At 39.9% G+C, this 21,186-nt stretch carries 18 protein-coding genes; all 18 read right to left on the bottom strand.

The annotated features are described in order from the left end of the window. Positions 1 to 134 (bottom strand): hypothetical protein (locus AN619_RS16590; protein WP_157064954.1); only part of this gene is annotated, 134 nt, incomplete at its 3' end. Positions 135 to 601: 467 nt separating this feature from the next. Further along, positions 602 to 2,350, bottom strand: coding sequence for a sigma-54 dependent transcriptional regulator PrdR (gene prdR, locus AN619_RS07810; protein ID WP_068556164.1), 1,749 nt, complete (start codon positions 2,348 to 2,350; stop codon positions 602 to 604). Between the two features lie 160 nt (positions 2,351 to 2,510). Next, complete coding sequence (purB, locus tag AN619_RS07805; protein WP_068556163.1) at positions 2,511 to 3,941, bottom strand: adenylosuccinate lyase; 1,431 nt, start codon at positions 3,939 to 3,941, stop codon at positions 2,511 to 2,513. 257 nt (positions 3,942 to 4,198) lie between these two features. Beyond that, entirely contained in the window at positions 4,199 to 5,020 is an 822-nt protein-coding gene (locus tag AN619_RS07800; protein WP_083525039.1) for a PHP domain-containing protein, read from the bottom strand. Between the two features lie 159 nt (positions 5,021 to 5,179). After that, positions 5,180 to 5,440: a stage V sporulation protein SpoVS gene (gene spoVS / locus AN619_RS07795; protein WP_068556162.1), complete on the bottom strand. Its 261-nt coding sequence runs from the start codon at positions 5,438 to 5,440 to the stop codon at positions 5,180 to 5,182. 275 nt (positions 5,441 to 5,715) lie between these two features. Further along, positions 5,716 to 7,275: a ribonuclease Y gene (gene rny, locus AN619_RS07790; protein ID WP_068556173.1), complete on the bottom strand. Its 1,560-nt coding sequence runs from the start codon at positions 7,273 to 7,275 to the stop codon at positions 5,716 to 5,718. A gap of 430 nt (positions 7,276 to 7,705) precedes the next feature. After that, positions 7,706 to 8,734 carry a recombinase RecA gene (gene recA / locus AN619_RS07785; protein ID WP_068556161.1) on the bottom strand — a complete coding sequence of 343 codons (1,029 nt, stop codon included), beginning with the start codon at positions 8,732 to 8,734 and terminating at the stop codon, positions 7,706 to 7,708. Between the two features lie 107 nt (positions 8,735 to 8,841). Then, positions 8,842 to 10,074, bottom strand: coding sequence for a competence/damage-inducible protein A (locus AN619_RS07780; protein ID WP_068556160.1), 1,233 nt, complete (start codon positions 10,072 to 10,074; stop codon positions 8,842 to 8,844). A 183-nt stretch (positions 10,075 to 10,257) separates the two neighbouring features. After that, entirely contained in the window at positions 10,258 to 10,794 is a 537-nt protein-coding gene (pgsA, locus tag AN619_RS07775) for a CDP-diacylglycerol--glycerol-3-phosphate 3-phosphatidyltransferase (protein WP_068556159.1), read from the bottom strand. Beyond that, on the bottom strand, positions 10,763 to 12,124 hold the full coding sequence (gene rimO, locus AN619_RS07770; RefSeq protein WP_068556158.1) for a 30S ribosomal protein S12 methylthiotransferase RimO: 1,362 nt from the start codon (positions 12,122 to 12,124) through the stop codon (positions 10,763 to 10,765). Before rimO ends, pgsA begins: the two co-directional genes overlap by 32 nt. A gap of 26 nt (positions 12,125 to 12,150) precedes the next feature. Beyond that, entirely contained in the window at positions 12,151 to 13,191 is a 1,041-nt protein-coding gene (gene mnmH / locus AN619_RS07765; RefSeq protein ID WP_068556157.1) for a tRNA 2-selenouridine(34) synthase MnmH, read from the bottom strand. Between the two features lie 66 nt (positions 13,192 to 13,257). After that, positions 13,258 to 15,573, bottom strand: coding sequence for an FtsK/SpoIIIE family DNA translocase (locus tag AN619_RS07760; RefSeq protein WP_068556156.1), 2,316 nt, complete (start codon positions 15,571 to 15,573; stop codon positions 13,258 to 13,260). 206 nt (positions 15,574 to 15,779) lie between these two features. After that, complete coding sequence (locus AN619_RS07755; protein WP_083525037.1) at positions 15,780 to 16,565, bottom strand: ClpP family protease; 786 nt, start codon at positions 16,563 to 16,565, stop codon at positions 15,780 to 15,782. Positions 16,566 to 16,717: 152 nt separating this feature from the next. Beyond that, positions 16,718 to 17,935, bottom strand: coding sequence for an aspartate kinase (dapG, locus tag AN619_RS07745; RefSeq protein ID WP_068556154.1), 1,218 nt, complete (start codon positions 17,933 to 17,935; stop codon positions 16,718 to 16,720). A 196-nt stretch (positions 17,936 to 18,131) separates the two neighbouring features. Then, positions 18,132 to 18,401, bottom strand: a complete 270-nt coding sequence (locus tag AN619_RS07740) for a YlmC/YmxH family sporulation protein (RefSeq protein WP_068556153.1) — start codon at positions 18,399 to 18,401, stop codon at positions 18,132 to 18,134. A gap of 194 nt (positions 18,402 to 18,595) precedes the next feature. Beyond that, a complete protein-coding gene (dut, locus tag AN619_RS07735; RefSeq protein WP_068556152.1) occupies positions 18,596 to 19,033 on the bottom strand; it encodes a dUTP diphosphatase in 438 nt (145 codons plus the stop codon). 90 nt (positions 19,034 to 19,123) lie between these two features. Then, positions 19,124 to 20,383 (bottom strand): M16 family metallopeptidase, encoded by a 1,260-nt coding sequence (locus tag AN619_RS07730; protein ID WP_068556151.1) that lies wholly within the window; start codon positions 20,381 to 20,383, stop codon positions 19,124 to 19,126. 80 nt (positions 20,384 to 20,463) lie between these two features. Continuing rightward, complete coding sequence (locus AN619_RS07725) at positions 20,464 to 21,171, bottom strand: polysaccharide deacetylase family protein (RefSeq protein ID WP_242867350.1); 708 nt, start codon at positions 21,169 to 21,171, stop codon at positions 20,464 to 20,466. Between the last annotated feature and the right edge of the window lie 15 nt (positions 21,172 to 21,186).

Below are 21,186 nucleotides of genomic sequence, written 5' to 3'. Positions count from 1 at the left end.
ATAATGAAGGGACCTCCTCCATTGGCCGCTGCCACCCTTGGAAACCGCCATACGTTGCCGGTTCCTATGGCCATACCGATGGATGCTGCAATGAAACCCCATCGGCTTCCCCATTGCTCTTTTTTTTGACTCATACAAACCCTCCTTTATAAGATATTGATAAAAATGCCCGACCCTCCTTTCCCTATATAAATCAAACAAGATTTTCTCTGTTGCCCGCCATCACTGCACATCTTGCTTGCTATTTATAAAAAACTTCACAATAAATACCTATGAAGCATATTTATATGTATGAGATGAATCGTAAAATATAACACACTGATTTCATGTATAAGCAAATAATATGCCATAATTTTAAGATTATTTAGAATTGTTTGCCGCTATTTTTCTATAGCATCTTCTGCAAACCTTTTCATGGAAACAGTCCTATGGAAAATTCCTGAAGAAAAACCCATGTCTCTATGTCAGATTTTCGACACGAAAAACTGCCTTCATGACAGCAAAAATCCTTTAAAATCAGTATTTTTCCATATAAATATAGGGAAAACAAATAAAAAAAGAGATGTCAATTTTTTGACATCTGCCGGATTTCTGACATACCTCATAGTCCATACTGATTCAATTTATAGTATAGGGTACTCCTGGGAATATTCAACAATTGAGCAGCCTTGGCTTTATTTCCTTTTGCTTCTGACATCGCCTTCCGGATCATATCGATTTCCGACGCCCTTAAAGCTTCGTCAAGACTGGAAGGCTTCCTTTTTAAATTGATGGTGCTTGCAGCTCCTTCCATGATATATTGGGGTATGGATTCTACAGTAATCTTGTTGTCATAGCTCAATACAACCATACATTCTACCGTATTCCTTAACTCGCGGATATTCCCTTTCCAATCATATTGATATAATATATCAAACACTTCCCTATCGATATGATGGATCTTGATCTGATTCTTCTGGCAAATTTCTTGTAAAAAGTGGTCAAACAATAATATAATGTCTTCCTTCCTGTCTCTTAAAGGAGGCAATTCTATTTCTACCACATTAAGACGATAATAAAGATCCTCTCTAAATTCTCCCTTTTTTACCATGGCTTTTAAATTCTTGTTTGTAGCAGAAATCACACGAACATCGATGGGGATAGGTTTTTCCGCACCGATTCGCAGCACCTTGCCTTCCTGAAGGACTCGCAGCAGCTTCGCCTGCAAATCTAGGGGCAAATCCCCAATTTCATCAAGAAAAATGGTTCCGTTATTGGCCAGCTCAAAGTAGCCCAATTTTCCTTTCTTTAGGGCGCCTGTAAAGGCACCTCCCACATATCCGAAAAATTCGCTTTCAAATAAAGTATGGGGAATGGCGCTGCAATTTACGGGGACAAAGTGTCCTTGTCTTTTGCTATGGTAGTGGATAGATCTGGCAAAAACTTCTTTTCCTGTTCCACTTTCTCCAGTAATCAGGACACTTGTATCTGTATGAGATACATGTTTTGCCAATTGTATTTTTTCCTGTATGATGGGACTTTTCCCGATGATATTGCCTAAAGAAAAACCTCCCGTTGTGATTTTTTCCATCTCTTCCTTGAGGAGATTGATTTGGTAATTTGCTTTTTCTAAACTTACCGATAGATTTCTATATTCCGTCACATCTCGTTCCGTTGCCACAACACCCATAAATTCACCATCAATAAAAATCGGTAATGCACTGATAATGATATAATAGTTGGGCTTTGGCGAATGATATACATTTTCTATGGCCGTCCTATTTTCTAATACAGATAAAGTTAGCGCAGTTGGAAAAAAATCTACCAATCTTTTGTACAATATATCCTTTGCCTTAATATCATAAATTTTTTCAGCACTTTTGTTCCAAAAAATCACATATCCTGCTGCGTCTGTTACCGTAACGCCTTCGTGCATATTATCGATGATATGTTGATATTGCCGATTGATAGCTTCCAATTTCATATAATAACTGTCACGAATATTATCACTTCTGATAATGCCTATGATTCTATCTCCGTCGCATACGGGAAGCCTTCCAATTTTATTTTCAATCATCATTTTTCTTGCTTCACTGATCAGTTCATTTCCGGACACTGTGATGATGTCTGTTTGTATGAAGTTCGATACAGGCGCAGACAAATCGTGCCCTGCCTTCATTATTGCAGAAATATCCGTTAAAGTAATCATACCTACCAGCTTTTCATTTTCGTCTTCAATAAGTGCTTCCGATATATTTTCCTTTAATATTGCCTCCATTACCTCCCATACTTTTGCAGTTGGTCTTGCTTTTACAATATTGGCAGATAATATTTCATGAACCCTATGGTAAAGCATTTTATTTTCCAACAATATCTTCACCCCCCTATTCCCAGACCAAAATCCATAATGATCTCACTTTTAAAAACATTCTTGACTTTTTATTACTACATTTCTACTTTTTTTCCTGCTTGGTTTCAGGTATAAAAAAAAATGCAAGAGATGGGTCTCGCATTTTTCATTATGGATCCGATTATACCTTAAGATCCACTTCTAATCCTAATTCTTCTTTGTTCTTTTCTATAATCGGCTGAATATGCCCGTTAATAAATTCCGCCACCTGTTCCGGCCCACGACCGATATATAGGCGGGGATCCACCAAATCATTTATATTTTCTAAAGAAAGTTGGAATACATCATCTTTAGCAATACGCATGAGCAAATCATTTGATTTTCCCTCTTCTTTTACTTGTTTTGCTGCTTCCATGGAATGAACCCTTATTCTCTCATGCAGCTCCTGACGATCTCCCCCTCTTTTCACAGCTTCCATCAAAATGTTTTCCGTAGCCATAAAGGGCAACTCATTCATTACATGCTGGTGAATCACCTTTTCATATACAACCAAACCACTGGCAATATTGATGCAGATTTCCAATATAGCGTCCACAGCTAAAAATGTCTCAGGGATGGATATTCTTCTATTGGCTGAATCGTCCAATGTCCTTTCAAACCATTGGGTAGATACAGTGATGACAGGATTCATTACGCTGGAGATCACGTATTTCGCCAAAGATGCTACCCTCTCACTCCGCATAGGATTTCTCTTATAGGCCATTGCAGAAGAACCGATCTGTGTGGTTTCGAAAGGCTCCTCCACCTCCTTTAAATGTTGAAGCAGCCTGATATCATTGGTCATTTTATGGGCACTCTGGGCAATTCCGCATAACACGGAAAGAACTCTATAATCCAGTTTTCTGGAGTAGGTTTGTCCCGTTACTGGAAAAGTTTTATCGAATCCTAGTTTTTGTGCAACCAATTGATCTAATTTCTTTACCCTTTCATGGTCTCCATCAAAAAGACTTAAAAAACTAGCTTGTGTTCCCGTTGTTCCTTTGACGCCTCGCAACATCATATGTTCCAACACATACTCCAGATCTTCAAAATCCATGAGAAAATCCATTAACCAAAGGGTTGCCCTCTTACCCACGGTAGTTAATTGCGCCGGTTGAAAGTGGGTAAATCCCAAAGTAGGTACATGTCGATATTCCATGGCAAATTTGGCCATCTTATCCATAAAATTGATTAGTTTCTTTCGGATCAGCTTTAAAGCCTGAGCCATAACAATGATATCTGTATTATCTCCCACATAGGCACTGGTGGCACCCAGATGGATAATCGGCCTGGCCTTTGGACATTGGACACCAAAGGCATAGACATGGGCCATTACGTCATGCCTTGTCTCCTTTTCTCTTTTTATCGCTACATCATAATTGATATCATCCTTAAATTTTTTCATTTCCTCTATCTGCTCTTCAGATATATCCAATCCTAACTCTCTTTGTGCCTCTGCAAGGGTTATCCATAGTTGCCTCCAAGTTCTGAACTTCGTGTCTGAAGAAAACAATTCGGCCATTTCCCGGCTAGCATATCTTGTAATTAGCGGATTTTCATATATTGATGTCAAAATCTCCACTCCTTTCTATTCTTTACATTAGTATTATACAATACCTCCGTCTAATTCACAAACATTATAATCTAAAAAAATTTTTTTGTTCATGTTATAGAATATTTGATCATTCAGTAAAGTCTTTGATAAATCTTTATAACATGAATTTATCGCACTATATACCACCAACTATGAAATGATCCGCTGTTTCCAAATGTTCATATTTTTCCATGTAGGATCAAACAAGACATAGAAGTTTGCCTGTTTTTTTGCATTTACTTTCGAAATCCTTCTATCCATGGTGCAATGGTTTCATAGGGAACACCGATGCTGCCGATGGCAGGCTTTCCAGCAATAAAAGTATCATGATAATCAGAGCCGCCTGTGACAAGCAATCCATGGTTTTTTGCCAAATTTAAGCAATATGCAGTATCTGCTTCACCATGTTTGCTGTGATAAACTTCTATTCCTTGGATTCCATTACGGATAATGTCTAAAATATTCACTTTTCGATCAATCAGTCCTGGATGAGCCAATACAGGTATACCCTTTCCTTTTTTTATTGTATCAATGGCATCATAGGGTGTCAGTTTGAATCGCTCCACATAAGCAGCTTTGCCCTTGTCCAATAATTTATCAAAGGCCTCTTGAACAGAGGCCACATATCCCTTTTTTACGAGAAGCCTTCCGATATGGGGCCTACCTACAACACCATCCTGGGATAGAGACAACACTTCCTCAAAAGTCACCTCATATCCTATCTCAGCTAGTTTTTTTATCATCTTAATGCCTCGCTGCAGGCGATCTTCTTTTATTTTCTCCGTAAGTTGAAGAATGTCTTGATGCAAATGATCAATAAAATATCCCAAAATATGAATTTCATGGTCATCCTGCTGTGTGCTGAATTCTATCCCGGGAATAAAAATAAAATGGTCATATTCTCTTGCAGCAACAATGGCTTCTTGGATACCATCCACTGTATCATGATCGGTAATTGCTACTCCTTTTAATCCCAGTCTCACAGCCCAATGGATAATCTCTGAAGGGCTTAAAACCCCGTCTGAAGCCGTGGAATGAACATGCATGTCTATTATCAAAGCCTATGCCCCCTCTATTCGCTTAATAAATTTTTTATATTTCCGGCACTGCAATGGGAAAATCTTATCTCCTATATCCATAGATTATCACAAATTGTTTTATTTATGTGAAAAAATAAAAGACCTGTATGGAAAACAGGTCCCCCTAGACATTATTAGCTATCTCGGCTCTACAATCAGCTTGATGGCCGTTCTTTCCTCTCCGTCTATCTGAATGTCTGTAAAGGCAGGAATACAAATGAGATCAACACCACTAGGAGCAACGAATCCTCGAGCAATAGCTACTGCTTTCACTGCTTGATTCAGAGCACCTGCACCAATAGCTTGGATTTCTGCACCCCCGCGTTCCCTTAAAACGCCAGCTAATGCTCCTGCAACAGAATTTGGATTTGACTTTGCTGATACTTTTAATACTTCCATGATGAAAGCCCCCTTTAATAATAGAGTTGGTTTGGTTTATTTTAGATAAATCTTATATTGCTGTATTATATTCTACATGTACCCTGCAAATCCTTTTTTTTCTAAAAAAGAAATAAGAAAATTTAAACAAATTGTTCCTTCTTAAAAAAAAAGAAGCCGTAGCTTCTTTTTTAACCATGGGAAATTATGTACCTTACATAAACAGCGGATAAGCCATAATTTCCGTCATATGTTTCAATAAAGTCGTCTTTGCCATCTTCCAACGGAAGACTTTGTTATTTGGCATATTCAATTGCTCTGGTTTCCCTGATTACATTTACTTTAATCTGTCCGGGATATTCCAGTTCATTTTCAATCTTTTTGGTAATATCTCTTGCCAAGTAAATAATATCCTCATCGCTCATTTCTTCCGGCTTAACCATAATTCGAATTTCCCTGCCGGCTTGAATGGCAAAGGATTTTTCTACACCTTCGTAAGAATTCGCAATTTCCTCCAGCTTTTCAAGACGTTTGATGTAGGTTTCCAGCGTCTCTCTTCTGGCGCCCGGTCTAGCGGCAGATATGGCATCAGCGGCAGTCACCAGCACTGCTTCGATGGTCTGAGGTTCATAGTCTCCATGATGGGTTGACATTGCATGGATTACCTCATGGGATTCCCTATATTTTTTCAGCAAGTCAATGCCTATTTCCACATGGGTACCTTCCACCTCGTGATCAACAGCTTTTCCTATGTCATGCAATAACCCGGCCCTCTTGGCAATTTTCACATCTGCTCCCAGCTCTGCAGCCATAAGACCTGCTAAATGAGAAACTTCGATAGAATGTTTTAAAACATTTTGCCCGTAACTTGTTCTAAACTTTAATCTTCCCAACAATTTCACCAGTTCCGGGTGGAGGCCATGGACACCGGTTTCAAAAGTGGCTTGCTCGCCTTCTTCTTTTATCATATTATTTACTTCTTTTTTGGCTTTTTCTACCATTTCTTCTATCCTTGCCGGATGAATTCTTCCATCCACAATCAATTTTTCAAGGGCAACCCTTGCAACTTCTCTTCGAATCGGATCAAAGCCTGATAATATCACTGCCTCTGGTGTATCGTCAATAATCAGATCTATCCCTGTTAATGTTTCTAAAGCTCTTATATTTCTACCTTCTCTACCGATAATTCTTCCTTTCATTTCATCATTCGGAAGAGCAACGACAGATACCGTTGTTTCAGCCACGTGATCTGCAGCACATTTCTGTATTGCATAGGAAATAATTTCTTTAGCTCTCTTTTCGCCTTCTTCCCTGGCTTTTTGTTCTATTTCCTTAATCATCATGGCAGCTTCATGTTTGATTTCTTTTTGTATATCGTTTAATAATAATTCTTTTGCTTCTTCTGATGTAAGGCCCGAGATTCTTTCCAGTTCTTGCAGTTCTTTTTGATAAAGTTCTTTAATTTGTTCTTCCTTTTCTGCAATCTCTCTCAATTTTTTATTATACATTTCCTCTTTCTTTTCCAAATTCTCGGACTTCCTGTCTAAGGTTTCTTCCTTTTGCAGAAGTCTTCTTTCCAGTCTTTGAATTTCATTTCTTCTTTCTCTGCTATCTTTTTCAAAGTCACTTCTTAATTTGTGTACTTCTTCCTTAGCTTCCAGCAGGATCTCTTTTTTTGTTGTTTCAGCATCTTTTTGAGCTTCTGCCAAGATTTCTTTGGCCCTTTGCTCTGCATTATTTATTTTGCCTTCGGCAATATTTTTTCTAACAAAATAGCCTACGATAAAACTGACGGCTGCCATAACAACAATAGTAACAATGAAATAAACGCCATTAATATTGAAACACCTCCCCATATAAAAATACAAACACGAATAAAACCGAGAAGCCTCGGTTTTTAAATCTTTCACTATGATATTATAGAGTAAAATTTAAAAAACTTGCTGGGCCTCTTGAATTATACAATGATACACCATTCACTGATTTTATTTTATATCTTTTTTCATATACTGTCAAGTTGATATTCCGTACACTAGAGTATTATAACCATTTTCTGCTATACAATAAGTCAATTTCAACAAAATCAAAAAACCAAAAAAAATCCCTAATAGGATTACAGTCTGTAGAAAAAGTAACGGGATAAGTAAGAACCCTTGAGATGTAGGCTTCGTCGCGAATCAGCAAGCCGCTTTTTTCCTTGTTTTTTTATTTAGAAAAGCGACGCAGGTCTGAGCAGAAAGCCAAATCTCAAGGGTTTGTCTACAAACTAAAATCCCCCTAAGGGGATTATGCATTACTTTCTTCTGTTGCTGCATCTGTCTTTACCAGCGGAAGGTTATTGGCTTTTCTGACTTTGTTCTCAATTTCCAAAAGAATTTCCCGATTATCCGCTAGGAATTGTTTTGCATTTTCTCTGCCCTGTCCCAGCCTATGCTCTCCATAACTGTACCATGCACCTGATTTTTTAACAATTTCCATATTTACAGCACAATCCAATACGCTGCCTTCCTTGGAAATTCCTGTCCCATACATAATGTCAAACTCCGCCTGTTTAAATGGCGGCGCCACCTTATTTTTTACTACCTTCACCCTTGTCCTGCTGCCGATTACATCTTCTCCCTGTTTGATGGATTCAACCCTTCGAACATCCAACCGAACAGAAGCATAGAATTTCAGTGCTTTCCCACCGGTAGTTGTTTCAGGGTTGCCAAACATAACCCCTACCTTATCTCTCAATTGGTTAATAAATATGGCCGATGTCTTGGATTTGTTAATGGCTCCGGCCAACTTTCTTAAGGCTTGGGACATCAGTCTGGCTTGCAAGCCCACATGGCTATCTCCCATATCGCCTTCAATTTCTGCTTTCGGCACTAGGGCGGCAACAGAATCTATGACAATTACATCAATAGCACCACTCCTTACCAAGGCTTCGCAAATCTCCAATGCTTGTTCACCCGTATCCGGTTGGGATACAATCAGATCATCGATATTTACACCTAAATTTTTTGCATACACTGGATCCAAGGCATGCTCTGCATCGATAAAGGCAGCAATGCCGCCATTTTTTTGCACTTCTGCAATCACATGGAGTGCAACGGTCGTTTTACCGGAAGATTCAGGACCGTATATCTCAATAATTCTTCCTCGCGGTATGCCCCCGATGCCGATGGCAATATCCAAGTCTAGTGATCCTGTAGAAATGGCCTCAACGTTAAGTCTGGAAGTATCCTCTCCCAACTTCATAATAGAACCTTTTCCAAATTGTTTTTCTATTTGATTCATTGCAATTTCCAAAGCCTTTAATTTCTCCTGCATATTTTCCCAGATTTTTGAATCTGGTCTTCACCTGCCTTTCAAATGTTCACGAACAAATGTTCTAATAAAATTATACATGATTTCCCTCCAAGGGTCAATAGGAAATATCATGCCCCTATCAGCTTTCTAATCAAATTCATTGCATGGAGCACCGCATGATTTCGAATTCTTTCCCGATCGCCAAACAAGTGAAGCTTTTTGCATACAATCTGATCTTTGTACACGGCAGCCATGTATATAAGACCTACAGGTTTTTCCTTTGTACCGCCGCCGGGTCCAGCGATACCGGTTACAGACAGACATAAAGCACTGCCTGTCTTATGCTTTAGACCCAGGACCATTTCTCTTGCAGTTTCTTCACTGACAGCACCATATTTTTTTAAAGTTTCTGGCTGAACCCCTAATTCATGGATCTTTGCCTCATTGCTGTATGTGACAATCCCTCTGTCCAAACACTGGGAAATTCCAGCAACAGAGGTCAATTTAGCGCAGATTAACCCTCCTGTACAGGATTCCGCCAAGGAGACCGTAATACCATTCTCCATGAGTTTTTTTCCCACCACATCTACCAATTCTTCATTATGAGCACTGTAGATATATTCTCCCAAACGACTGGTTATTTCTTCCACAATGGGCTTGATCAACCCCTCAGCCTCTTCAACGTTTTTCGCCCTGGCCGTAATCCTTATAGTCACTTCTCCTTCCTTTGCATAAGGAGCAATGGTAGGATTCGTTTGTGAAGTGATAAGATCCAAAAGTTCCGTTTCAAGGGATGATTCTCCGATTCCGAAAAACCTCAATATCTTTGAATGTATCACTTGATTGGATTTTTTCAATAAATAGGGAAGAGCATAATTTGTAAACATATTGGTCATTTCCTTGGGCGGTCCTGGAAAGGAAATGACTACTTTCTCCCCTTCCTCCACAATAAAACCCGGAGCTGTGCCATCATCATTAGGCAAAATAATCGCCCTTTCTGGGAAATATGCCTGTTTCACATTATTTTCCGTCATGGGTCTATGCAGCTTTGAAAAAAAACTGTACAGCTTCTGGTAGCTGGGTTCATGAAGTTCCATTTTTCTATCAAATACCCGGGCAATAGTTTCCTTTGTCAAATCATCCTGGGTAGGCCCTAAACCCCCCGTTGTTATCAGCAAGTCTGATTTTTCCATGGCATACAGTAACGTTTCTTTTAATCTTTTCGGATTATCCCCAACCGTAAAATGATAGTAGACGTTGATTCCTATTTCATTGAGTTTCTGTGATAAGAAAACAGTATTGGTATTGGTAATTTGCCCAAAAAGAAGTTCAGTACCTATGCTGATAATGGAAGCATTCATCTCTAATCTCCCTCCCGCTGATTGGTTGAAATAGCAAAAAAGCAGCTGTGCTGCTTGCTTTGTAGACAAACCCTTGGAATTTTTCACTTTCTGCTCAGCCCTGCACCGCTTCTCTAAATAAAAAAGCAGCCTGGTGATTTGCCATGAATCTCAATCCCAAGGGTTTTCCATCATTATGTTTGCTTACTGTTTTAGCAGATGTCGGTTCAAATAAATATAGTCTATTCCGGATACTACGGTTAAGATCACCGCAAGCCATAAGGCCATCGTGCTGAAGGGAAAACCGATCAGCCGGAAGGGATAATTGTCCAGCAAGATTGATATAATGGCAATGATCTGGGTTAAAGTTTTCAGCTTTCCCCACCAGCTCGCAGCAATCACAATGCCTTCCGAAGCTGCCACAGCCCTCAATATGCTGATGATATACTCCCTCGATATAATCACTACCACAATCCAAGCAGGCAATTTATCCATCTGTACAAGGGAAACCAGCGCAGCAGTCACCAACAGTTTATCCGCCAAAGGATCCATAAACTTCCCAAACTTGGTAATCTGGTTTCTGCTCCTGGCAATGTACCCGTCCAACGTATCCGTGATGGCAGCAATGGTAAATATTACAGCCGCCATATACATCCCATAGGGTATTTTATTTAATAATACAATCATAAAAACAGGAACTAAAAAAATCCTAGCAATTGTCAACTTGTTCGCAAGATTCATTGTATATCATCTCTCCCATTAAATCATATTCAAGGGCATCTGTAATCCTAACTTTTGCAAAGTCGCCAGGATTCAAGGAGCATACTGCGGGAAAATATACAATTCCATCGATTTCCGGTGCATCATAAGCCGTTCTCCCAATATACACATTATCTTCTTCAACCTTTTCTTCTACAAGTATATCATATATTTTACCTATTTTCTCTATGTTTTTTTTCAAGGAAATCTCTTTTTGCATCATCATGATTTCATTTCTTCTGGCATTTTTGGTTTCTTCATCAATCTGGTTTTTCAATCTTGCAGCCGGCGTATCTTCCTCCTGGGAGTAAGTAAAGACTCCTAGTTTATCGAATTTTACCTCTTCCACAAAAGATTTCAATTCCTCAAATTGTTCTTCTGTTTCCCCGGGAAATCCAACAATCAACGAAGTTCGAAGGGCAATATCCGGCATTCGCCTTCTGAGTTTTTCAATCATCGTCAATATATGCTCCTTGGTTGTCTTGCGGTTCATTCTTTTTAGAATGGTATTATTGCAGTGCTGGATCGGTAGATCCAAATACTTGCATATTTTCTCCTCCTCGGCCATCGTATCGATAAGCTCATCGGAAATAACATCGGGATAGCAGTATAAGACTCGAACCCACTGGATTCCCTCAATCATGCAAAGCTTTCTCAACAATTCCGGCAACTTCAGTTCACCATAAAGATCAATCCCGTATCGGGTAGTATCCTGTGCGATAAGGATAAGTTCCTTCACGCCCTTTTGTTCCAGGGCCTTTGCCTCTTCAAGAATGTTTTCCATAGATCTGCTGCGATAAGAACCCCGTAGTTTCGGAATAATGCAATAGGTGCAGCAATTGTCACAACCATCGGCTATTTTCAGATAGGCCGTATAGCCGGGGGTGGCCAAGAGGCGGGGCAAATCTTCAGAAATTTTTACATCCACATCCCCTGATTTTGCAATCCGATTCCCCTTCAAAGCTTCATCGATCACCTGAATAATCTCCGGATAATTTCCTGTGCCAATGATGACATCCACTTCCGGCAGCTCTTTCAACAACTCGTCGGCATACCTTTCCCCTAGACAGCCTGCCACCACCAATATTTTACAATTTCCTGTTTCCTTCAGCCTCCCCAATCCTATGATTGTATCGATTGACTCCTGCTTTGCGGCTTCAATGAAACCGCATGTATTCACGATAATAATATCTGCTTCCGTTGGATCATTGGTAAGTTGATAATTATACTGGGACAGCAAACCCATCATGATTTCCGAGTCTACCAGATTTTTTGCACAGCCCAGAGACTCCACATAAACTTTCAATGTCATGGTATGAACTCCTTTCTTCCCTGCGGTCAAATTATTTTTGCAAAATTCTGCAATATCTTTACAGCATCTTCCATTGTCTCATAATCAATGACAATGTCATAGGGTTTGTATTTATCAATAGAATATTGGTATAGGGGATCATAATAATGTTCAAATAAATATTTTATAACATAGAGATAATCCTTATTTTCAATTTTTCCGATTAAGTTTGAAACCACATCATTGCCCAGCCGTTTCCGTAAATGAAGGATGGCATTGATGATTTTATGGGTTTTTCCATCCAAATGTTCTACATAATCCTGCAGTATGGTGCGGATCCGGTTTTCCATAGAAGTATGAATCAAGATATGAAATCCGTCAATCATTCTATTGTATAAGGAATCCGGTATCTGTACATTGCCGATTCTTTTGCTTTCACTCTCCACAAATACATAATCTTCCTTTAGGTCATAGAGGGTGTGAAATATCCGTGATTCAAAAGTTTTTTGGGTAGGGGGTGTCCCTTCAAATACAATATCTCCGAAAACAGAACCGCTGTTTTGTGCCATTCTTTCTAAATCCAGTACGGGCTGTCCCGATGCCTTCAATTTTCCTAAGATATGGGTCTTACCCACTCCCGTCAGGCCGTGAAGCATCACAAATCGGAATCGAGCAATCCCATTTTCCAGAAAATCCACCACATATTTCCTGTAGGCCTTATATCCCCCGACCAACTGATATATGTTGGCAACATGGAGCATATCAAGAAAGCTGCAGACCGATTTGCTTCTCATGCCTCCCCGCCAGCAAAATACGATCACGGCATCATATTTTTTTGCATATTCCTGAATGGTTGCATACACACGACTCAGTTTTGGGGCTGCAAAGTCCAGCCCGAGGATTGTAGCTTTCTCCGGGCTCTCTTGGCGATATACCGTACCAACCCGGGCCCTCTCCTCATCATCCAGAATTGGAATATTCACTGCCCCGGAAATGGTAGATTCCTGAAACTCCGATGGGGATCTCACATCAATGAACAGCTTATTTTTTATTTTAAGCGCATCTTTCACATGTATCGATTTCAACATAGACATTCCTCAGTTTCTCATAATAATTTATCCATCATATATGAGTATGTACCAATGAAAGATTTTTTATATTTGACTCTGAATATCTTCCAGTTCTTCTTTTGTAACAAGAACTTGCCTTGGTTTGCTGCCTTCATGGGGGCCGACGATTCCTCGCTCCTCCATGGCATCAATCAATCGGGCAGCTCTGTTATAACCAATTCTAAATCTTCGCTGCAACATGGAAATAGAGGCCTGCTCTGTTTGCACAACCAATTCGATGGCTTCCTTTAAAAGATCATCCGCAGTCTCCCCTTCATCGATTCCATCATTTTCAATTTTATCAATAATATCAGGTTCATAAGGATGATGGTCAGCCGATTGTTCCTTAATAAAGGAAACAACCCTTTCCACTTCTACATCGGAAATAAACGCCCCTTGCACGCGCTTTGGCTTGGAAGCCCCTACAGGATAGAACAACATATCCCCTTTCCCTAAAAGCTTTTCCGCTCCTCCCATGTCCAGAATCGTTCTGGAATCCGCTTGGGAAGATACTGCAAAGGCGATTCGGGAAGGGATGTTGGCCTTGATAACCCCCGTAATGACATCAACGGAAGGCCGTTGGGTTGCAACAATCAAATGCATGCCCGCAGCCCTGGCCATCTGCGCCAGCCTGCAAATGGCATCTTCCACCTGGCCGGGGGCAACCATCATCAAATCAGCCAGCTCATCAATGATCACCACGATTTTAGGCAAGGTTTCCTTTCCTTCTCTAAGGGCCTTTTCGTTGTATCCATGAATATCCCTGACGCCATTTTGGGCAAAGACCTTGTATCTGTTTGTCATTTCTTGCACAGCCCAATGTAAAGCAGTTGACGCCTTTTTCGGATCCGTCACCACAGGGATCAGCAAATGGGGTATGCCATTATAATTATTTAGTTCCACTACCTTGGGATCTATCAGCAAAAACTTCACTTCATCAGGGGTAGCCTTGTAAAGTATACTTGTAATCAGTGCATTGACACATACACTTTTTCCTGACCCCGTGGCGCCTGCAATCAAAAGATGGGGCATTTTCGCCAAATCCGCCGTTATAGGATTCCCTGCGATATCTTTTCCAAGGGCAAAAGTTAATTTCGATTCATTGGCCGTAAACTGTTCACTGCTTAAGACTTCCTTTATCGTTACTGTTGCAATAGTGTCATTAGGAACTTCTATTCCTACGGCAGCCTTTCCTGGAATCGGTGCTTCTATTCGTATATGGGATGCAGCCAAATTGAGGGCAATATCATCGGACAGGCTTACAATCTTGCTTACCTTCACCCCTGGACTCGGTTGAATCTCATATCGTGTTATGGCAGGCCCTTTGCTTACCTGCATTACTTTTGCATCAACACCGAAATTTTGCAGGGTCTCCTCCAAGATCTTTGCTTTATTGATAATTTCTCTTTTATCGTTTTTACTGCTTATAGCAGCGCCATTTTCCAACAGATTTAAACTTGGCATCTTATATTCTATATTGGATTTTGAAGCCTGGGCAAGTTGCATGGGAATCGAATCTGCATCAAAATCATCAGAAGTTCCTTGTTTCTGCTTTTTTTCATCATTTTTCGGTCCTACGGGCAAATCCTGCATTTTTTCCTCTCCATCGGCTTTCCTTGTAAAATCCAATATTTTGATTTTATCATCCAAAACATCTGTTTTCGTCATAAATGTATCTGCATATTCTTTCACAGCCCGACCATTTTCATTTCTAAGATTTGTATTTTCCTTGCTCGCTGCAGGCTCTTTTTCTTTTTCCCCTGGCATTTGTATAAAATCCAATAAGGCCTGCCCTAAGGTCACAAAAAAGTGAACCACTCCGTTTTTGCAATTTGTAAGCAATGTGACTAAAGATATGCCCGTCATGACGACTACCGAAGCAACCATCACGGTAATGAGAATAACATAGCTGCCATTGACGCCAAAAAGTTTAATAAAGACGGACCCTAAGGTTACTCCAATCAAACCTCCTCCTTGGCCGTTCACTCCATCCCGGTAGGCTTTTCCTAAATTTTCAAGCCGAAAAAAATGCTCCATATTCAGGTCCATATGATAAATCCCGTAGAGTATGACATAGGATAGATATATGATGGGCACTGTAAATTTGAGCTTTTTGTCAATTGATTTTATTTTTCCTGCCATTGTAAACAATCCGAATAGAATGATCACATAGGGCAGCAGATTGGCCGGTTGCGATAAAAGTCCTTTCAGCATATATTTGATTAACTTCCCGATCTCGCCGGAAGATTCCGTTTGCAGGCTAATCAGAACCAATATTCCGATAGAAATAATGAAAAGAGAAATAATTTCATGATAAAGAGGAGATTTTGCCTGTTCCTTTTTCCTTTGTCTTCTTGACATTCCTTACTCACCTCGATATGTTGTTAGAAAAAGCACAGTCAACCTGTGCTGCAACAATAATCGGCAAAACAATGGGACCATCAAATCATACCCATGATTCAAGCATCCTATTGGAAAATAGATTTACCGAAGAAAATAAAATAAAGTGTTAATCATAAATATTAACACTTTAACATTGATATTATAACATATGGGCTTGAATTATTCTATTGTAAATTCACAGAACCTCCTTCCAACTCCAGTTTTTTGCTCCTGTTGGCTTCGATCAATTGCTCCAATTTTTTCATCGCTTCTTTGATCCCGCCCACCTCATCGATCAAGCCTAATGCTACAGCTTCTTTTCCAATTAAGATTGTTCCGATGTCATTGGCAATTTCATCCGTCTCATTCATTAACCGAATCAAGACATCTCTGGACATCTTGGATGTCCTTGTTACAAATTGAATAATTCTATCCTGCATTTTCTGAAAATATTTAAATGTTTGGGGAACGCCAATGACCAATCCGTTCATTCGGATGGGATGTATGGTCATCGTAGCCGTAGGGGCAATAAACGAATAGTTGCTGGCTGTTGCCAAGGGTACACCGATGCTGTGTCCTCCACCTAAGACCAAGGATACAGTAGGCTTTGATAAACTTGCAATCATTTCTGCAATGGCCAACCCTGCCTCCACATCTCCCCCCACGGTGTTTAATATGGTCAAAAGCCCCTCAATTCGGGGATTTTCTTCTACGGCAATAAGCTGGGGAATAATGTGTTCATATTTGGTCGATTTATTTTGAGGAGGTGCTACCATATGTCCTTCTATGTGGCCTATAATCGTCAGATAGTGGATATTTCCTGGCATGTCCGGTATGTTATGGGTTCCCACATGTTTCACATGCTCCAAAGTAGATTTCAACTTTAGCTTCGGTTGTGGCGTCACCGGAGCATCGGGCTGGGATGGTGCCGCAGGAGGCGTTGCCGGCGTCTTTTCTTCGTTTTGATACATTCTTTCACACTCCTATTGTTTGAGTCTCTGTCCTTCTAGGAAATTTCTTGTATGGAAAAGGCGATTGTATCTTTCCAGCATCTTCATTTATTATTTTTACCATAAAAAAAACTACTATACGAAAACTTTCCGTATAGCAGCTTTTTGCAAGATTAAGAAAGTTGAAATTCTCGATGCAAAGCATTAACCGCTCTCTCCATATCTTCTCCACGGACAAGGCAGGAGATAGTGGTATGGGAATCCGATGTTTGCAGTATTTTTATCCCCTGATGGGACAATGCTTTTACGATTCTTGCCATAACACCTGGCACACCCCGTATTTTATGGCCAATGGCCGTGATCTTGCTGCATCCCCTTATGCATTGATACTGATAATGATGCTTTGCTAAAATTTGCTCCAATAGATCCGTATATTTTTCATCGATAGTAAAGATCTTTCTATCGGCAAAAAAATTAATGAGATCAATGCTGATATGATGAATTGTCAATTCATTCATTAACAATTCATTTGCCTCCACAGAGTCTTCAAAATACACCGTTACTTGGGTAATATTATTTTTATGGGCAATTGCCGTAATCAAATCATCCCCCGCCATGCTTCTGTAAGATTTATTTCTAAATCCCATTTGCCCATTGATGGTCGTACCCGGCGCATCGGAAAAAGTATTTTTGATTTTTAAAGTAATGTTTCCCCTCCTTGCAATTTCAACAGCCCTGGGATGTACCACTTTGGCTCCGTCCTCTGCCATTTGATATATTTCATCATAACAAATGGTATCAATGACCTTTGCCTCAGGGACAAGCCTTGGATCCGCAGTCATAACACCATCTACATCTGTGTAAATCTCAACCACATCCGCATGAAGGGCCTCACCCAAAAGGGCAGCCGTGGTATCGCTGCCTCCCCGACCTAAAGTGGTAATATCCCCGGATACCGTGATGCCCTGAAAGCCTGCAACCACAGGAATCTTTCCCTTTTTTATCAAACTTAATATATTTTCACCATCCACACGGATCACTTCTGCATCCCCATAATGATCATCGGTGATGATTCCCGCTTGAAATCCCGCTAAAGCAACTGCATCATATCCCATGAATTTGATTGTATTTGCCATAATGACTGCAGAAATGATTTCCCCGCAAGCCATCATCATATCCAGTTCCCTGCTGCTGTGTTCTGGAAAAACATGATTTGCCAAATTGATCAAGGTATCTGTTGCATAGGGGTCTCCACTGCGTCCCATGGCAGAAACCACTACTACAGGGGATTTCCCTTCTTCCTTTGTCTGAATCACTTTTCTTGCTACTTTTTCCCTTAGTTCTTTCGTCGCCACAGAGGTTCCACCAAATTTTTGAATAATGATATTCATTTTTGTCCTCCTTACCAAATGTTTACCTTTATATTAGCATAAATTAATAAGAAATTCTATTAAATTTGACCAATTCTTTCTATATTTTTATATTATGATGGAAAAAAAAGATTGGTGTATACCTCTAGGCGGAATAATCATCTAAAAAAATTTTTATAAACATTCATCCACTACCCATCTGCTTCCATAGATCATGTTATAAAGAAAATTTTCTACGGCCAGTTTTTTCTTCTTCCAGCTCAATGATGATCATATCATTGCCGATTTTTCTGACACAGTTCCAAGGAATTTCTATAAAATTCCTATCGGAAAAAAGGGACAACTGATTTTTAAAGTCCGGCACCAGCAATGATTTGATCTTTCCAGTTTTTTCGTCAATCAGCAAATCTGACTCAGCAACGATGCCAAGCCTGCCTCCATCAGTTAAGTTTACAATTTCCTTTCCTCCCAGCTTGCTTAATTTCATGCTTCTCCCTCCAATTCTACAGATAGATTTGCAGCTTCAAAATTGAATTTACTTGAAAAAGCCATATTTTTTGAATAGCAGTTCGTCGCCAGTTATCAGTTGCCAGCTATCAGTATTGGTGACTGATGACTGGCAACTATACAAGTCCTTTTTTTATTTCTATGTTTATTTTTCATGGTGAAAGAATATACCTGTTATTCAATTCCCGTATGCCCAAAGCCACCGGAACCCCTCTGCGTTTCCCCGAGATGCTCTACAGGTACCCAAGATATTTTTTCATACTTACAGATAACCAATTGTGCAATTCGGTCTCCCGGTCTAATCAAAAAATCCTCTTGCCCCCAATTGATGACAGGTATTTTGATTTCACCTCTGTAGTCACTGTCAATGGTACCTATACCGTTGACGAGGCCCACACCGTATTTTATCGCCAGGCCGCTTCTGGCCCTGACTTGAGCTTCCAATCCTGCAGGAAGCTCTATATGAATTCCCGTGGGGATCAAAGCCCTTTCACCGGGCCTTAAAACAATCTCTTCATCCAAATCTGCCCTTAAATCCATACCAGAAGCATTACTCGTCTCATATTGAGGCAGCAGCACATTCGATTTTTTCATGATTTTTACTTGATACATTCCTTTCCCTCCCAAAAATAAAATCTTTGTGCAATCATCTATAAGAAAAATCAGAAACAAATGAAAAAGACATTAGCACCCGCTAATATCTTAAAAATTTAGGAAAGCGTGGACATCCGTTTTGGCATCGGCTTTTCCCACGAGAGCAACAGAGGTATACTCCAAATCAAAGACTTTTTGAATGACCTGATGGACTTCCTCAAAGGTAACAGCATCAATTTTTTCCAACACTTCTTTTTGCGTATAGACTTGATTTAAGAGCAGCTCCGATTTTCCTGTAGCTGTCATTCTGCTGCTAGTGCTTTCCAACCCCAATATATAGTTTCCCTTTAATTGTTCCTTGGATTTATACAGTTCTTCCTCCGTCAGTCCTTTTCTCTTAATAATTTGGATCTCCTCGTTAATCAACTTCGCCACTTCAGAAAGCTGGCTCGGATTGATTCCTGCATAAATTGTCATCATGCCGATTTGCTTATAGGAGGAAGGATAGGAAAAAACAGAATAGGCAAGACCCTTATCCTCTCTTATATTTTGAAACAGACGAGAACTCATGCTCCCGCCAAATACATTGTTCATCACCAACAAAGGGTATAAATCCTTATCCCCTAAAGGCACCCCTTTTAGCCCTATACATAAATGCAACTGTTCAATATCCTTGTATCGAATGGAGGCATTCCTATGAAAGACCGGCAGATTCCCCTCCTGTCTCTCTGCCCCTATGGCAAAATGTCCTGCAAACTTTTCCTCTAATAATCGAAACAATTGTTCATGGTCAAAGTTTCCCGCTGCCGATATGACAATATTGTCTGCCGTATAATTGTCTCTCACATAATCCAGAAGCATCTCCCGGTGGAAACGATTTACCGTCTCATGACTGCCCAATATGGGTAGCCCTAAGGGATGATGGTGAAATGCCGTTTGAGCCAATAAGTCATGGGCAAGATCCTCGGGAGAATCTTCATACATATTGATTTCTTCCAAGACAACACTTTTTTCCTTCTCTATTTCTGTTTCGCTGAATGTGGAATGAAATAGCATATCCGTCAACACATCTACTGCTACGGGCAGACGGGCATCCAGCACCTTGGCATAATAGCAGGTACATTCTTTACTGGTAAAGGCATTCAGCTGCCCCCCTATGCTGTCTATGCTTTCCGCAATTTGCTTTGCCGTTCTGTTTTTTGTACCCTTAAAAAGCATGTGTTCAATAAAATGGGTAATACCATTGTTATTTATATTTTCATGATTTGATCCAACGCCTACCCAAAAGCCAATGGAAACAGACTTCACATGGGGAATTTTTTCAATAACAACTCTTACTCCGTTATTTAATCTATGTTTTTCAACCATCGTATCCTCCTAAATTTTTTGTCAAAAGCATATAAAATATTATAATTTAGTATTACGAAATAATCAAGAGAAAAAGATTTCTAGTGCAATAAATTGGAAACTGTTCCTATCTTAATATTTTTTTCACTTATCTTTTCAATGATGTAGGGAAGGGCCTTTATGGTTTCAGGCTTCGGATGCATCAGTAGAATCGCACCTCTGTGGGATTTATTCATAACCCTCTTGATAATAACATCGGCCGTAGAATCCTCTCGCCAATCAATGGTATCAATATTCCAAAGAATCGTCTTATAACCAAGACTACCGGCAACCTCCAAGGTCGTCTGATTAAAATCTCCTGCCGGCGGTGCAAAGTACTTGCATTTTACTCCGATGATATTTTCAATAATTTCTTCAGTTTTTTTGATTTCCCATATGTTGGCTTCTCTGCTGATTTTACTGTGCATTTTATGTCCGTATCCATGATTGCCGATCTCGTGGCCTCTGTGATATATTTCTTTCAAAAGTTCCGGGTTGTTGGAAGCCCATCTTCCTGTTACAAAAAAAGTGATTTTGATATTCTTTTCATCTAGTATCTTCAATAATTCCGGTATCACCTCATTTCCCCAATCCACGTTGCAGGTAATGGCCATTTTATTGGATGCAGGATCACCGTTTCTGATGGGCTCCCCATGGGACTTATAGGTAAATGTATTTTTTGCAAGTCCCATCCAACACAATATCCCTAGGATAAACGCTATCAAAAAGATTGTGCCGATGAAAATATGTCTTTTAGACAGCATATACACTTTCAATTTCCTCTC

The sequence above is a fragment of the Thermotalea metallivorans genome (assembly GCF_001562415.1).
Lineage (GTDB): Bacteria > Bacillota > Clostridia > Peptostreptococcales > Thermotaleaceae > Thermotalea > Thermotalea metallivorans.
This window is presented reverse-complemented; position numbering and strand designations above follow the sequence as displayed.